This window comes from Pseudomonas sp. SWRI50 (genome assembly GCF_014269095.1).
GTDB lineage: Bacteria > Pseudomonadota > Gammaproteobacteria > Pseudomonadales > Pseudomonadaceae > Aquipseudomonas > Aquipseudomonas kermanshahensis.
The window spans coordinates 22603-36729 of the sequence record NZ_JABWRW010000006.1 but is presented as its reverse complement, the minus strand read 5'-3'; the positions used below and the strand labels follow the sequence as shown (position 1 = coordinate 36729).

10 protein-coding genes are annotated in these 14127 nt (G+C 66.1%); 7 read left to right on the top strand and 3 right to left on the bottom strand.

Annotated elements, in window-relative coordinates:
• Positions 1-134: 134 nt before the first annotated feature.
• The 7 genes from HU750_RS08695 (at position 135) to HU750_RS08665 (ending at position 8569) form a co-directional block, all read left to right on the top strand.
• The gene (locus tag HU750_RS08695; RefSeq protein WP_186678633.1) at positions 135-1190 is read left to right on the top strand and encodes an ABC transporter substrate-binding protein; all 1056 of its coding nucleotides are present in this window, start codon (positions 135-137) and stop codon (positions 1188-1190) included.
• Between the two features lie 27 nt (positions 1191-1217).
• Entirely contained in the window at positions 1218-1949 is a 732-nt protein-coding gene (locus HU750_RS08690) for a class II aldolase/adducin family protein (RefSeq protein WP_027593757.1), read from the top strand.
• Positions 1950-2123: 174 nt separating this feature from the next.
• Entirely contained in the window at positions 2124-3311 is a 1188-nt protein-coding gene (locus tag HU750_RS08685; protein ID WP_027593756.1) for an LLM class flavin-dependent oxidoreductase, read from the top strand.
• Positions 3312-3321: 10 nt separating this feature from the next.
• Complete coding sequence (locus HU750_RS08680; protein ID WP_027593755.1) at positions 3322-4896, top strand: ABC transporter substrate-binding protein; 1575 nt, start codon at positions 3322-3324, stop codon at positions 4894-4896.
• A complete protein-coding gene (locus HU750_RS08675) occupies positions 4889-5968 on the top strand; it encodes an ABC transporter permease (RefSeq protein ID WP_186678631.1) in 1080 nt (359 codons plus the stop codon). Before HU750_RS08680 ends, HU750_RS08675 begins: the two co-directional genes overlap by 8 nt.
• Positions 5961-6788, top strand: a complete 828-nt coding sequence (locus HU750_RS08670; protein WP_186678630.1) for an ABC transporter permease — start codon at positions 5961-5963, stop codon at positions 6786-6788. Before HU750_RS08675 ends, HU750_RS08670 begins: the two co-directional genes overlap by 8 nt.
• Positions 6785-8569 (top strand): dipeptide ABC transporter ATP-binding protein, encoded by a 1785-nt coding sequence (locus HU750_RS08665; RefSeq protein ID WP_186678629.1) that lies wholly within the window; start codon positions 6785-6787, stop codon positions 8567-8569. Before HU750_RS08670 ends, HU750_RS08665 begins: the two co-directional genes overlap by 4 nt.
• 98 nt (positions 8570-8667) lie before the next feature.
• Here HU750_RS08665 and HU750_RS08660 read toward each other — a convergent pair whose 3' ends face one another.
• The 3 genes from HU750_RS08660 to HU750_RS08650 form a co-directional block, all read right to left on the bottom strand.
• Positions 8668-9756, bottom strand: a complete 1089-nt coding sequence (locus HU750_RS08660) for an LLM class flavin-dependent oxidoreductase (protein ID WP_099429803.1) — start codon at positions 9754-9756, stop codon at positions 8668-8670.
• A 28-nt stretch (positions 9757-9784) separates the two neighbouring features.
• Complete coding sequence (locus HU750_RS08655; protein ID WP_186678628.1) at positions 9785-12361, bottom strand: TonB-dependent receptor; 2577 nt, start codon at positions 12359-12361, stop codon at positions 9785-9787.
• A gap of 210 nt (positions 12362-12571) precedes the next feature.
• The gene (locus tag HU750_RS08650; RefSeq protein ID WP_186678627.1) at positions 12572-14125 is read right to left on the bottom strand and encodes an ABC transporter substrate-binding protein; all 1554 of its coding nucleotides are present in this window, start codon (positions 14123-14125) and stop codon (positions 12572-12574) included.
• Positions 14126-14127: the final 2 nt, after the last annotated feature.

Here is a 14127-nt window from a genome sequence, read left to right as displayed (position 1 = left end):
ACCCCGCCCGCAATCCTGCTCCGTGCCCAGCACCCAACGCCTGTAAATGACACTCAAGTCCCCGTAAATCAAGGCCTCCAGCGGTTGGCACGCACGCTGCAATAGCGCTTTCACGACGCCCAAGGAGCCACCCCATGACACGCGCTACTGCCGCAACGCAAACCGACGACCCCACTGCCCTGGACCGCATCTGGTTTACCCGCTGCCCGGTGCCCACCGCTTCGGGCATCGCCTACAAGCTGGGCTGGCTGGACGAAGAATTCGCCCGCGACGGCCTGCCGGTCTCGACCCTGCAGGAAACCCGCCAGCTCGGCCATCACCACTACGATCACCAGCTCCCGGGGTTGTTTCGCGAGGGTGGCAACGTGCCGGCCTTGGCCGCCCGTGCAGCAGGCTCACCGAGCCGGCTGATCGGCCTGACCTGGATCGAGGAATGGCAGACCATCCTGGTCCGCCCGGACTCAGGCATCCGCAACGCCGCCGACCTGCGCGGCAAGCGCCTGGCACTGCCGGCCTGGGCTGACAGCCGCCCCGGTAGCATCGCCCGGGCCATGAGCCTGCACGGCTACAAAGGCGCCCTGGCCTCGGCCGGCCTGCACCTGGACGACGTGCAACTGGTGGAAGTGGCGCTGCTCGACCAGGCCAGCGCCGCCACCCCGCAGCTGGGCCTGCAGCGCCTGTGGTCGGGCCTGGATTACCTGGCGCGCGGCGAGGTCGATGCCGTCTACGTCAAGGGCGCGGCCGCTGCCGATGCGGCGCGGCGCCTGGGCCTTGTGGTGGGCGTCGATCTCGACCTGCTAGCCGACCCGCGCCACCGAATCAACAACGGCACGCCAAGGCCGATCACCGTGCACCAGAGCCTGCTCGACAACCACTTCGAGCTGGTCGCGCGCTTCCTGGCCCAGACCCTGCGCGCTGCCGAATGGGCGGCCGGCAACCGCGATGCGCTCAACAGCTTCCTCGAGGACGAGACCCGCGCCGGCAGCCAGGGTGTTGCCGATGCTTATCGCGGCGCGTTTCACACCACCTTGGCGCCGGACCTGTCCGAGCAGCGCCTGGCGTTTCTGGGCACGCAAAAGGACTTTCTCTACCTGCATGGCTTCCTCGAAGCCGACTTCAGCATCGCCGACTGGGTCGACCCACGGCCCCTGCAGGCTGCCCATGAACTGCTGGCCCAGCGCCGCGCCTGACCTTGCATCCGCCCCCGGAGATTGAACATGACCGTACTGATCAACGAACGCCCCGTCACTGCCGAACTGCACGCTTTCATCGACCAGGTGGTCGCCGAAGCCGAAGCGGCGTTTACCGTATTCCGCGAGACCAACACCATCACCGCCAATGGCACTGTCGGCTTCATCGAGCGTGTGCCCGGTGAAGACCTGCTGGTGTCCGTCAACTACGGCGGCCCGTGGAACCACCGCAAACCGCTGCAGGCGACCGTGACCGACTTCTCCGGCAACGTGATCGTCGGCAAGGGTAAAGGCGGGCTGGGGCGCTACACCAAACTGTTCCAGACCCACGCTGACATCACCACGATCTCGCATGTGCACAGCCCATACCTCGGCGCCTGGGCCCAGACCCACCGTACCTTGCCGTTCCACTACGTGCCGGTGCAGCGCTATCAGCTGGCGCGGGAGCTGCCGGTGTACATCGACCGACGCCAGGCCGAGGTGGACTTCATCCTCGACAAGATCGCCGAAAACCCGTTCAACCTGGCCATTCTCGAAGCCAATGGCGGCTCGACGGTGTGGGGTAAGCAGGGGCTTCGTGCGACGGCCGAGTTCATCCTGCTGTTGGAAGAAGGCGCGCAGATTCAGCTGCTGGCCGATGCGCTGGGCGGTTCGCGGCCGTACGGGCCAGGGGTGCTGACGCAGCAGTGGAAGATGAGTGGGTTATACGAGCGCGCTACCGAGCTGGGGCTGGTGCCGGGTATCGATCGGCGCAGCTGATTCGCAGTTCCAAGCCCACCACGCCCTCCTTTGTAGGAGCAGCCTTGTGCTGCGAAGAGGCCGGCCCGCCAGATGCAGTTGCTGCGCCTGGACTGGCCTCTTCGCAGCACAAGGCTGCTCCTACAGGGGGACGAGTGACAGTTTGGTATTTCACTCCAAGCAAGGACCACCCCCATGGCAGTAAAAATCCTCTGGTACCTCACCACCCCCGACGGCCCCTATCCCTGGGAGCCCGAAGGCCGCTGGAAAACCGACTTCGAGCACCTCAAGCAACTGGCCATCGCCGCCGATCGCCTGGGCTTCTACGGCTCGCTGCTCGGCTCCAGCCCCAACGAAAGCCTTGCGGTATCGGCCGCGCTGATCGACGCCACGTCACGCCTGCGCTTTCTGGTCGCACAACACCCAGGCGAGCTGTCGCCTGCGGTGTTGGCCAAGTGGGCACTGACCTTCGACCAGTTTTCCAACGGCCGCTTGCTGTTCAATGTGGTCAACGGCAACGACGCCGGCCTGGCCACGCTGGGCGTGCATTACCCGCACGATGAGCGTTACGACTTCAGCCTGGAATACTGGCGCGCGTTCCAGGGCTTTTACGCCGGTGAAACGGCAGGCTACGACGGCCGTTACGTCAAGCTCTCGCCACGCTCACCTGCGGCTGCCAGCCACCCCTTGGGCGGTTGGCACCCACCCAAGCAAAAGCCTGGCATCCCGCTGTGGGGCGCGGGCACATCGGCGCCGGGCGTGGCCCATTCGGTGCAGTTACTCGACGTCTACTTGAGCTTTGCCGATACCCCGCAAAAGCTAGGCGACAAGTTCCGCAGGGTGGCCGCCGAGGCAGCAAAAATCGGCCGCGAGCTGACCTACGGCACACGCCTGCAAGTCATCGTGCGCGAGACCGAAGAAGAAGCCTGGGCGCATGCCGAACGCCTGCTGCAGCGCACTTCGCTGGCCACCGCCCGCGCGGCCATCGAGCGTCAATTGCCGGCAGGGCAGACCCTGGACACCTACGTCAGCGACGACCCGCGCATTCAGCGCAACCTCGACAGCATTCGCGCCGGGCGCCTGCCCACTGCCCGCGAGCTGGAGATCTACCCCAACGTCTGGCTGGGCCCCAGCCTGTTCGGCTTCAACATCCTTGGCCCGGCTGCGGGCACCTACCTGGTCGGCAGCGCCGAACAGGTGGCCGAGCGCATCCGCGAGTACGAAGCCCAAGGCACGTCGGCGTTCATCCTGTCGGGCTTCCCGCTGATCGATGAGGCCCACCGGGTGGCCGACCTGCTGTTCCCGCTGCTCGACCTGGACCACGGGTTCGAGGTGCCGCGCCTGAGCGCCCGCACTAAGCCGACCGTGGCCCAACCGGCGTAAGGAGAAGGTGATGAGTGAGTTTTCGCGCCGGGTGTTTCTCGGCAACAGCCTGGCCGTCGGGGGCGGCCTGCTGCTCGGTGGCGGGCTGCTCAGCGGCTGCGATGGCGGCGCGCCCGCTGCCACGGCTGACGGTATCGCATTACCCGCCACGCCGGTACATGGTGGGCGGTTGCGCGTGGGCATCATCGACGGTGACCAGGCGGGCAACCTCGATGCGCACAAGCCGGTGGGCGGCGGCATCATCCGCGGCTGGGCGCTGTACGCCAAGTTCTGGGAATGGAACCCGGATGTCAGCACGCGCCTGGCCCTGGCCGAGTTCGCCGAGCCGAATGCCGATGCCAGTGCCTGGACCATCCGCCTCAAGCCAGGGCTGGAATTTCACCACGGCAAGAGCATCACCGCCGACGACATGCTGTTCTCGATCCTGCGTTTGACCGACCCGCAGTTGGCCTCGCCGTTTGCCGGGCTGGTCGGCGCCATCGACCGCCAGGCGCTGCGCAAGCTGGATGCGCGTACGATCGAGATCCGCTTCAAGCAGGGGCAAAGCTTCTATCCCTTGGATGAAACGCTGATCAGTTTCGGCGGCATCGTGCCGACCGATTATCATCCGTTGACCAACCCGGTTGGCGCCGGGCCCTACAAGCTCAAAAGCTTCATCCCTGGCCAACGCTCGCTCTACACCCGCTTCGAAAACTACTACAAACCCAACCGCCCTTATGCGGATGAGCTGGAGATCATCGAATTCAAAGACCAGGTCTCGCGTGCGGCGGCCTTGCGCGCAGGGCAGATCGACGTGGCCAGCGGGGTGCAGGCCGAGCACAGTGCCTTGCTCAAGGCTGACCCGCGCCTGCGCCTGTACGCTTCGCCCAGCACCTCGTTTACCGGTTTCAACCTGAACCTGGCCAAGGCGCCATTCCAGGACGTACGTGTGCGCCAGGCGTTCCGCCTGCTCGCCGACCGGCAAGAGCTGGTGGCGCGTGGGCTCAATGGTTTCGGCCGTATCGCCAACGACCTGTATTCGCCACACGACCCGACTTACAACCACACGATCGCCCAGCGCCCGTACGACCTTGATCAGGCCCGTTCACTGCTGCGCCAGGCCGGGCAGGACGACTTGCGTGTCGAGCTGACCACCACACCAGGGCCAGGGGTAAACGCGGCGTTGGTGTTTGCCCAGCAGGCGCAGAAGGCGGGGGTGCAGGTCAAGGTCAACCAGGTCGACGGCTCGGTGTTCAATGGCCCACAGCGCGAGCAGTGGCAGCTGTCACCGGGTTCGACGCCGGCCCGCGGTTTCCTCGCCTCGGCGCTGCACAACGATGCGCCGCAAGCCATCTACAACCGCAGCAATTTTCACGACCCACGGTTTACCGAACTGTATGGCCAGGCGCTGGCGCAGCCCGACCTGGAGCGGCGCAAGGCCTTGGTGCATGAAGCCCAGGTAATCCAGCACGAACGTGGCGGGCTGTTGATCTGGGGCTTCTCGGACGTGCTCGATGCAGCGTCCGCCAAGGTCGGCGGGCTCGCCCCCGAACAGACCACCTTCGCCTCCTGGCGCTTCGACGAACTCTGGTTGAACCATGCCTGATCACGCTCACCGTTCCCCACGTACGCCGGCCTGGCTGGCCTGGTTCATTGGCCGTCTGGGCTACGGCCTGCTGACCGCCTGGGTCATCAGCCTGGTGGTGTTCATCGCCACCCAGGCGCTGCCCTCGGACCCGGCGCGGGTCATCCTTGGCCCCGATGCGCCACTGGACAGCATCGTGACCTTGCAGCGCCAGCTGGGCCTCGACCAGCCGATCCTGGTGCAGTACCTGCGTTGGCTGGGGGCGGCATTGTGCGGTGACTTGGGCATCTCGCTGGACTCGCAGGTGCCGGTGGCACAGTTGCTGTTCGGGCGGCTCGGCCACACCCTGGCCTTGCTGGCCGGCGTGCTGGCGCTGGTGGTGCCACTGGCGCTGACCCTGGGCGTCAGCCTGGCGCTGCGCCGTGACCGGCCGCTGGACCGCTGGGGGTTGTCGGCCTTGATCCTGTTGAAGGCCACGCCGAGCTTTCTGCTGGCCATCGGCCTGGTGCTGTTGTTTTCCATGCCCGGCATGGGCTGGCTGCCGGCGGTGTCGATCCTCGACCCGCAATTGCCTTTGTGGCGGCAGTTGCCATCGTTGGTGCTGCCGGTGGTTGCCCTGAGCCTGTCGGCGCTGCCGTACCTGACACGGATGGTCCGCGCCTCGATGATCGAGGCGCTGGAGTCCGACTACGTGGTGGCCGCACGCTTGCGCGGTATACCGGAGCGCCGCATCGTCTGGCGCCATACCTTGCCCAACGCCCTGACCCCGGCCATCCAGGGCGTGGCGCTGACCCTGCGTACGCTGGTCGGCGGCGCACTGTTGGCCGAAGTGATCTTCAGCTACCCCGGCATCGGCACGGCCCTCAATGCGGCGATCCAGATGCGCGACCTGCCGATGATCCAGGGCGTGGTGCTGGTCATCACCCTGGCTGTGGTGCTGATCAACCTGTTGGCCGACCTGCTGACTGTCCTGCTCACCCCCAAGCTGCGCACCGCGCGCCGGGTCAAGATGATCCGCCGCAACCGGCGCGGCATTCGCCCGTGGTGGCGACGCGCACGCCGTACACCTGCCCAGGAGGCAACCCATGACTGAGACCCGCTGGCTGGCCGACCCGCAGGTGCGGCGCGGCGCCGTGATTACCGCGCTGGTGATGTTGCTGGCGCTGCTGGGCCCCTGGCTCGCGCCGCATGCGCCGACGGCCATGGTCGGGCCGGTGTATGGGCCGCCGACTGCCGGTGCGCCGCTGGGGCATGATTTTCTTGGCCACGACTTGTTGTCTCGCTTGCTCAGCGGGGGCGTGTCGGTGCTGTGGATGTCGGTGGCGGCGGCCACCCTCGCGCTAGTCGTCGGCGGCAGCCTTGGGTTGTTGGCCGGTTTTTCGCGCCGCCGCCTGGACCAGGCGATCAGTTGGGCGGCGGATGTCTCGCTGGCCTTTCCGGACCTGATTCTGGTGTTGCTGATCGTCTCGATGCTCGGCCGTGCGCCGTGGCTGATCGTGTTGACCGTGGCCATCGCGTTTACCCCAGGGGTCGTGCGCCTGGCGCGTGGCAGCGCGGTGGCGGTGGCGGGCCAGGAGTTCGTCGAGGCGGCGCAGATGATGGGCTACTCACGTTGGCGCATCCTGTTCAGCGAAATCCTGCCGAACATCCTGACGCCGCTGCTGGTGCATTTCGGCAACATGCTGACCTGGGCGGTGGGCATGCTCTCGGGCTTGAGCTTCCTGGGTTATGGCGTAGCGCCGCCGGCGGCGGACTGGGGGCTGATGATCAACGAAAACCAGGCCGGCCTGCTGGTACAGCCCTGGGCAGTATTGGCACCAGCACTGCTGATTGCCGTGTTCGCCTATGGCACCACCATTCTGGCGGAAGGTATCGGCCGGGTCAGTGCACGTATTGGGGAGAAGCAACCATGACGGCGGCGTTGAAAGTCGACAGCGACGTGTTGCGGGTCAGCAACCTGCGGGTGGAACTGGCCGGGCAGGTCGATGTGCTGGCCGATGTCTCGTTCAGCCTGGCGGCGGGAGAGATCGTGGGGTTGGTCGGCGAGTCCGGTTCGGGCAAGACCACCCTGGCCACGGCCTTGCTGTGCCATGCGCGGCAAGGTGCGCGGATTACCGGTGGGCGCATTGCGGTGGCTGGGCAGGCGGTGTTGGAGCTTGAGGGCGAAGCCTTGCGCCTGGCGCGGGGCGGGTTGGTGGGCTACGTCGCCCAGGACCCGGCCACCGCGCTGAACCCGGCTCTGCGCATAGGCGCCTTGTTGCGTGAAACCGTGTTGGCGCATCAGCCCAAGCTGACTGCAGATGCATTGCAGCAACGCATCAATGAGACCCTGGTGGATGTCGGCTTGCCAGACGACGCAGCCTTTCTGCGGCGTTTTCCTCATCAGTTGTCCGGGGGGCAGCAACAGCGGGTGATGCTGGCACTGGCGTTTGTTCTGCGGCCGAAACTGATCGTGCTCGACGAGCCGACCACGGCGCTCGATGTGACCACCCAGGCGCATGTGCTGGAAACCCTCAAGCGCCTGTGCCGGGGGCACGGTGTGGCGGCGTTGTACGTGACGCACGACCTGGCCGTGGTGCGCGACCTGGTTGACCGGGTGATGGTGATGTATGCCGGGCGGCTGGTGGAAGTGGCGGGGCGCGAAACCTTGTTCAAAGCACCGGCACACCCTTACACCCGTGCCTTGCTCGCGGCCATTCCTGATATTGCCCGACGCCAGCCGCTGCAAGCCATCGCCGGCCATGCACCGGCGCCGGGGCAGCGGCCTGCGGGCTGCGCGTTTGCCCCGCGTTGTGCCAGGCGACGTGCCGAGTGTGTGGTAATCGAGCCTTCGCTGCTGGCGTTCGAGGGCGGTCAGCAAGTCGCTTGCCTGGCGCCCTACCGTGAGCCGCTGCCCCTCGGCGAGCAGGGTGTCGAGGTAGCAGCGGCGCCCAGCGCAGAGGTGTTGCTGGAGGTGCAGGGGCTGGATGTGGCTTACGACCGACAAGTGCTGTTCGATGTTTCACTGCAGGTAGCGCAAGGCGAATGCCTGGCGCTGGTGGGCGAGTCCGGGTCGGGCAAGACCAGCCTGGCCAGGGCCATCGCGGGGTTGGGCGAGAACGTTCAGGGGCAACTGCGTTACGGCGGCGAGCCGCTGGCGTTCACCGCACGTCAACGGGATGCACGGCTGCGTCACCAGATCCAGTACGTGTTCCAGAACCCCTACCGGGCGTTGAACCCTCGGCAGACGATCGCGCAGACCCTCAGCGCGCCCCTGGCGCATTTCTTCGCTGTACGTGGCGATGAGGCGCGTCATCGGGTCGAAGCGGTACTGGCGCGGGTGTCGCTGCCGGCGCGTGTGGCCGATCTGTATCCGCACAGCCTGTCAGGGGGAGAACGGCAGCGCGTGGCGATTGCCCGGGCGTTGATCTGTGAGCCACGGCTGTTGGTTTGCGACGAGATTACCTCGGCGTTGGATGTGTCGGTGCAGGCGTCGATCCTGGCATTGCTGAGGCGTTTGCAGCGTGAAGGGCTGACCGTGTTGTTCGTCACCCATGACTTGGGGGTGGTGCGGGCGATAGCCGACCGGGTGTTGGTGTTGCGCCAGGGCAGGGTGGTGGAAGAGGGGGCGGCTGAGCAGGTGCTTGGGCGGCCGGTTGATGGCTATACCCGGACCTTGGTGGAACATTCGCCTCGGTTGCAGGTGGGCGTCTAGGTGCATGGCTTTGGGTGGGGCGGCGCTCGATCTCCCAGGCGCTGCAAGGCCCAAGGCATGCACCTGGCACCCCAGATGCAATCCCCAGCTGGGCACCATCACCCAGCAAATCGCGCCTGCCGCCGCCGCACTTCCTCCCGCACCGCCGGAATCACCCAGCGCCCGTAATCCACCGTGTCGTACAACGGGTCATACCCGCGGTTGAGGAAGGTGCTCACCCCCAAATCGACATAATCCAGCAACGCCTGGGCGACGGTCTCCGGCGTGCCCACCAGCGCCGTGGTATCGCCATAAGCCCCCACCGCTGTCGCCGTCGGCATCCACAATGCCCGGTCATGCCGGTCCGCCCGGGCGGCGGCGGCGAGCAGGCGTTCGGAACCGGTGCCCTTGATGCGCTTCTGCCAGGGGCTGTCCGCCGCAAACTGCGGGTTGGCCTTGATCTGCGCGAGGATCTGCTCCGCGCGCTGCCAGGCCAGCTCCTCGGTGGCACCCAGGATCAGCCGCACCGACAAGCTCACCCGTGGCGCCGCCACGCCAGCGGCACTCGCCGCAGCCTTGAGTTTGGCGATCTGCTCGGCGACGCCGCTCAGCGGTTCACCCCACAGGGCATACAGGTCGGCATGTTTGACGGCGATCTGGTAAGCGATGTCGGACGAGCCTCCAAAGGAAATCGGGATATGCGGCTGCTGCAGCGGCTTAACCGGCGAAAAAGCGCCCTTGATGGTGAAGTAGCGGCCTTCGAAGTCGAAGGGCTCTTCGGCAGTCCAGGTGCGCCGGACAATCTCCAGGTACTCGTCGGCGCGCTGGTAACGCGCGGTCTTGTCCAGCAGTGTGTCGCCTTCTTGTGGCTCGGCCGTGATGCCGGTGATCGCATGCAGGCGAATGCGCCCGCCGCCGGTGGTGTGGTCGAGGGTGGCGAATGCCCGCGCGGCCACCGTCGGCGCAGTCAGGGCAGGGCGGTGGGCGATCATGAAGCCGAGGCGCTCGGTGTGCGCGGCCGCATAGGCGGCAATCTGCAGGCTGTCGGCACTGCCTGGGCCGCTGGCGATCAGTACCCGGTCGAAACCGGCATGCTCATGGGCGCGGGCGTGGTGGCGGATGAACGGCAGGTCGAAGTCGGGCGAGCGCACGCCGCGGGTCTCGGACCACTGGCGGGGGAAAATCATGCCGACGAATTCAATGGACATGGCGATGGCCTTTTACGTTGAGGAAGGGTCAGAACTGGTAATCGACCTGGGCCAGCAAGGTGCGCCCAGGCATGGGTTGCAGGAAGGTGTTGGTCGAGCCGGCCAGGCCGCTGACGAAATTCAGTTCGTCGGTGACGTTGAGCATGCGCAGCGTCACGCCCCACTGTGGCTGGCGGTAATACGCGGCAAGGTCGAGGTTGTATTCGTCGGGCACCTTCACCGTCTTGCTCAGGTTCAGGTACCAGCTGCTGGTCCACCAGCCAGAGAGCTCCACGCCGAACCCGGAATCGAAGCGGTAATCGACATAGCCGCCGGCGTTGTACTCAGGAATCTGCACCGCATCGAACTTGCCGGACGGGCGCTGGTTGAGGCTGTTGTTATCGCCGAACACGGTGCCGTTGTCGGGGATGAACCCTGCGGAGGCGAACCCGGCCTGGCTGGTGAACTCGTTGTAGGCACTGATGCGGCTGAGGTTGAGGCCGCCGCGCAGGTGCGGGTCCTGGTAGCGCAGGGTTGCTTCCCAGCCTTTGACGATCAACCGGGCGATGTTGTTGTTGCTGTCTGGCGACTGGTCGCGCGCCTGCTTGTAGGCGGCCAAGGTGAAGAACAACTGGTCGGGCATGGCCTCGACCTTCAGCCCCACTTCGTGCAGCACGCTAAGGCTCTCGAACGCCAGTGGGTTGAGCTGGTTGGCCCCGGCGCCACTGCCCCAGCCCAAACCATTGGTGAAGAACCCGGTGTTGACGGCGAGGGAGCGGTCGAAGGTGTAGTACAGGGTGCTGTTATCGGTGGGTTTGAAATAGGGGCTGACCTGTACCGAGAACAACCGGTAATTGTCCGAGTCCTTGCGCGGGTTGCCGCCCGCGAGCACGAAGGGGTTTTCGATACGGGCATCGATCCAGCTGCGGCTGGCCCCCACGTTCAGCCCCACGCGCTCGCCCAGGCGCAGGTTGTGCTGGCTGAACAGGGTTTGGGTGGTCCAGGTGCTGTCGGCGGTGTAGGGCGCTACCGATTCAGCGTACAAACCGTGCCCTGCCGGGTACATGGCGGGCAGGTTTAGCCAGCCATAGTAATTGGACAACTGTGGCACGCCGGGCTGGCCGATCCAGGCTCCGTTGCCACCGGCGGGGTTGCGCCCACTCAGGCCAAGCAGGTCGCCAGGGTTTTTCAGCGTCGGGTCGAGGGTGAGGTCGTAGGCGTTGATGGTGGAGCCAAAATTGTTGTTGGCGGCGATCGACTCGTTGGTCTCGCGGCGGTAGATCAGCCCGGTGTTGCTGTCGTCGACCAGCGTCAGGCCGCCCAGCTGCCATTGGCCACGGGCGCGGAACTCGAAGCGGTTGTCGAAGATGTCGTCCTTGCCCTGCACCTGGAACGCGCCCACCGCGTCGGTGGTGTCGGTGGAGTGCTGGTAGAAAGTGCTGTTGGCCAGGGTGATCGACGGGGTCAGGTCGCCCTCGACGCGCAGTTGTGTGGTGAAGCGCCGCGAGCGGTTCTGGTCCTGTGCGCGCTGGCCGGTCTGTGACGACAGCGAGGTCTGGCCATTGCCTGCCAGCGACGGGTCGTACACCCAGCCGCGCAAGCTGCCTGGGCTGGCCTGGGTATTGGGTGAGGCGCCCTGGAAGCTGCCATCGACCACCTGGTACTGGCCCTGCGCGTTGCGCTGGCGCTGCACCCAGCCGAGTACCTGGGCATCGCTGGCACCCGATGACAGCACCGGCGACCACAGGCTGTTGCCGTTCTGGATGATCGGCGTGGCGCGCCCGGCGTTGTACCTGCCGTGGTCGACCAAGTCCTGGGTGGCGCGGTTCCAGCCGTGGGTGATGTTGTAGTCGTAGTAGTCGTCGTAGGCGGCGTTCCAGTCCACCCGCAGGTTATCGTTGCGCCAGGCGAGGGCGCCGTAGAACGCGTCGAAGTTGTTGTCGACGTTGTCGTAGAAGGTTTCCTGACGCTGGCGGGTGATGCTGACCCGGTAGGCCAGGCTGTCACTGAGGGGGCCGGTGTTGTCGAGGCTGAATTGGGTGGCATCGCGTGATTCGCCGTCGGGGATCCAGCTGCCGATTTCGCCACTCAGGCGGGTGCGGAAGCGGTTGAAGTCGGGCTTCTTGCTTAGGTAGTTGATGTAGCCGCCGCTGCCACTGACCGAGCCGTAGGTGACCGACGAGGGCCCGGCGACGATGTCGGCGCCTTCGTAGGCGTTGAAGTTGGCGGGGTGGCGTACGCCGTAGGCGCGTTGGCCATCCTGGAACACCTCGGAGCTTTGCCCGCGCATTTGCGGGGCGATGCCGGCGTTCTGGCCGCCGCCTCGGGTGATGCCGGGGGCGTATTTGACCAGGTCGTCCGAGCTCTGGATCGGGTCGCGGGCCAATTGCTCGGCGTTGATCTGGGTGACCGAGCGTGGCGTGTCGAGGACTTTGCTTTCCAGGCCGCCGTAGATCGAGGCCGGTGGGCGCGTGGGCAGGGCGTCGTCGTCAGCCTGTTCGGCTTGGACGGTGACGGTTTGCAGTTGGGTGTCCTCGGCGTAGGCCAGCGGTACGCTGGCGGCGAGGATGGCCAGTGCCAGGGCGCTGGGCTGGAATGTCGGGTGCAGCAAGGCAACGCGGAGCATGGGGCTGAGCCTCGTTCTGTTCGGGAATGGGAAAAGCGAGGGCGCAGCCGCGCCTGCGGTTATTGGGTGCCTATGGCGACTGCCGGGGGCGCTATGCGCCCCTTAAGTGGGGCTTGCCCTGCGAACACGGGCGAAGCCCGTGCCATCCACTCGGGGTACCTGCTTCGCGGGGCAAGCCCGCTCCCACAGAAGAGTGTGCTGGCCTAGTGTTTAGCTCCTGAGCCACAGGCTCTCGAACCGCCAGGTACTGAACAGCGACTGCTCCGCCTGCGCCCCACCGACCCGTATGCTGACGCTGTCGAGCAAGTCGGCAAAGCCCCAGATCAGCATGCCGCCGCGTTCGTACTGGATGCGTTGGGCGCTGTGCACCAGGGCTTTGCGTTTCTCAAGGTCGGGCTGGGCCATGGCAGCGAGAAAGGCCTCGCTGAACGCCGGGTCGTGGAAGTGAGTCTTGTTGGCCACGGCGAACGGCGCGTCGGTATGGATGGCGCTGGCCAGAAACGGCGCACCGATGCTGCCCCCAGTGCTCAACGTCCAGTCGTCGCGCTGCGGCCCCTGGAACGTCGCCAGGTCGACCTGGCGTACCGTGATCGTCACGCCGATGCGCCGTGCCTGTTCGGCCAGCACCAGGGCCGAGGCAAGCCCAGGCCCTGGGGTCGTGACCAGTTCCACCTGCAGGCCTTCGTGGCCCGCGTCCTTGAGCAATTGCGCCGCCCGTTGTGGGTCATGCGGCCGTGGCCCGAGGCTGTGGTCGAAGGTGGGGTCGAAAGGGGCGTACAGGTCATTGGCCACCCGGCCCTGGCCATTGAGTGCCCGGCGCACCAAGTCCTCTCGGTCAGCCAGCAGGCGAAACGCCTCACGCACCCGCGGGTCGTCGAAGGGCGCTTTGGTGGTGTTCATGTCGAACGACAACCAGTTGCCGCTCACCGACTTCAGCAGGCGCAGGCGTGGGTCGGCCTGCAGCACTTGCAGGTGCTCGGTGGACATGACGTTGGCCATGTCGATCTGCCCGGCGCGCAAGGCCGCCAGGCGGCCGGTCTGGTCCTTGAAGTCGATGATTTCCAGTTCATCGGCATACGGTTTGCCGGGCTTGTAGTAATTGTCGAAACGGGTGAACAGCGAGCGCTGGCCCGGGGTGAAGCTTTTGAGTTTGTAGGGGCCGGCACCGACCGGGTTGGTGACCGGGTGGTAGTCCACCGGCACGATGCCGCCGAAGTTGACCCACGTCTCGGGCAACGGCAGGTAGCTGCGGCCTTCGCGAAAAGCCAGGCGCACGGTGCGATCGTCGAGCTTGACCAGGTTGTCGCGGTCGACCCAGTGCAGCAGCGCCGCATAGGGCGAGGCCAGCTGCGGGTCGGTCAGGCGTCTGATGGAGAAGATCAGGTCGTCGGCGTCGATGGTCTTGCCGTGGTGAAACTCCAGCCCAGGCTTGAGCCGCAACGTCCAGCCGCTGGCGTCGGCATTGGGCTCGGCGAACTCGGCCAGGGCCAGGCGCGGCTGCATCTGCTCGTCCCACTCCCACAGCTTGCTGTACAAGGCAAAGCCGCGGACGATGCCGCTGCCGACCGGTTTATGGGCGTCGAGGTTGCCGCTTTGGTTGCCATCGATGATGCCAAGACGCAGGCGCCCGCCATGGCGTGGCTGGTCAGCAACCGCGTCGCCGGGGCTGTCGCTTGGGCCGCAGCCGGCCAGCAGCCCACCGGCCAGTACGCCGGCATGGCCAATGAAGGCGCGCCGGCTCAATGGGTAACCGTCCCAAGCCATGG

What these genes read in the sequence shown, in the direction of transcription:
- HU750_RS08650 (WP_186678627.1), bottom strand. Translation starts at nt 14,125, where the DNA reads ATGGCTTGGGACGGTTACCCATTGAGCCGGCGCGCCTTCATTGGCCAT.
- HU750_RS08695 (WP_186678633.1), top strand. Translation starts at nt 135, where the DNA reads ATGACACGCGCTACTGCCGCAACGCAAACCGACGACCCCACTGCCCTG.
- HU750_RS08685 (WP_027593756.1), top strand. Translation starts at nt 2,124, where the DNA reads ATGGCAGTAAAAATCCTCTGGTACCTCACCACCCCCGACGGCCCCTAT.
- HU750_RS08665 (WP_186678629.1), top strand. Translation starts at nt 6,785, where the DNA reads ATGACGGCGGCGTTGAAAGTCGACAGCGACGTGTTGCGGGTCAGCAAC.
- HU750_RS08675 (WP_186678631.1), top strand. Translation starts at nt 4,889, where the DNA reads ATGCCTGATCACGCTCACCGTTCCCCACGTACGCCGGCCTGGCTGGCC.
- HU750_RS08690 (WP_027593757.1), top strand. Translation starts at nt 1,218, where the DNA reads ATGACCGTACTGATCAACGAACGCCCCGTCACTGCCGAACTGCACGCT.
- HU750_RS08680 (WP_027593755.1), top strand. Translation starts at nt 3,322, where the DNA reads ATGAGTGAGTTTTCGCGCCGGGTGTTTCTCGGCAACAGCCTGGCCGTC.
- HU750_RS08655 (WP_186678628.1), bottom strand. Translation starts at nt 12,361, where the DNA reads ATGCTCCGCGTTGCCTTGCTGCACCCGACATTCCAGCCCAGCGCCCTG.
- HU750_RS08660 (WP_099429803.1), bottom strand. Translation starts at nt 9,756, where the DNA reads ATGTCCATTGAATTCGTCGGCATGATTTTCCCCCGCCAGTGGTCCGAG.
- HU750_RS08670 (WP_186678630.1), top strand. Translation starts at nt 5,961, where the DNA reads ATGACTGAGACCCGCTGGCTGGCCGACCCGCAGGTGCGGCGCGGCGCC.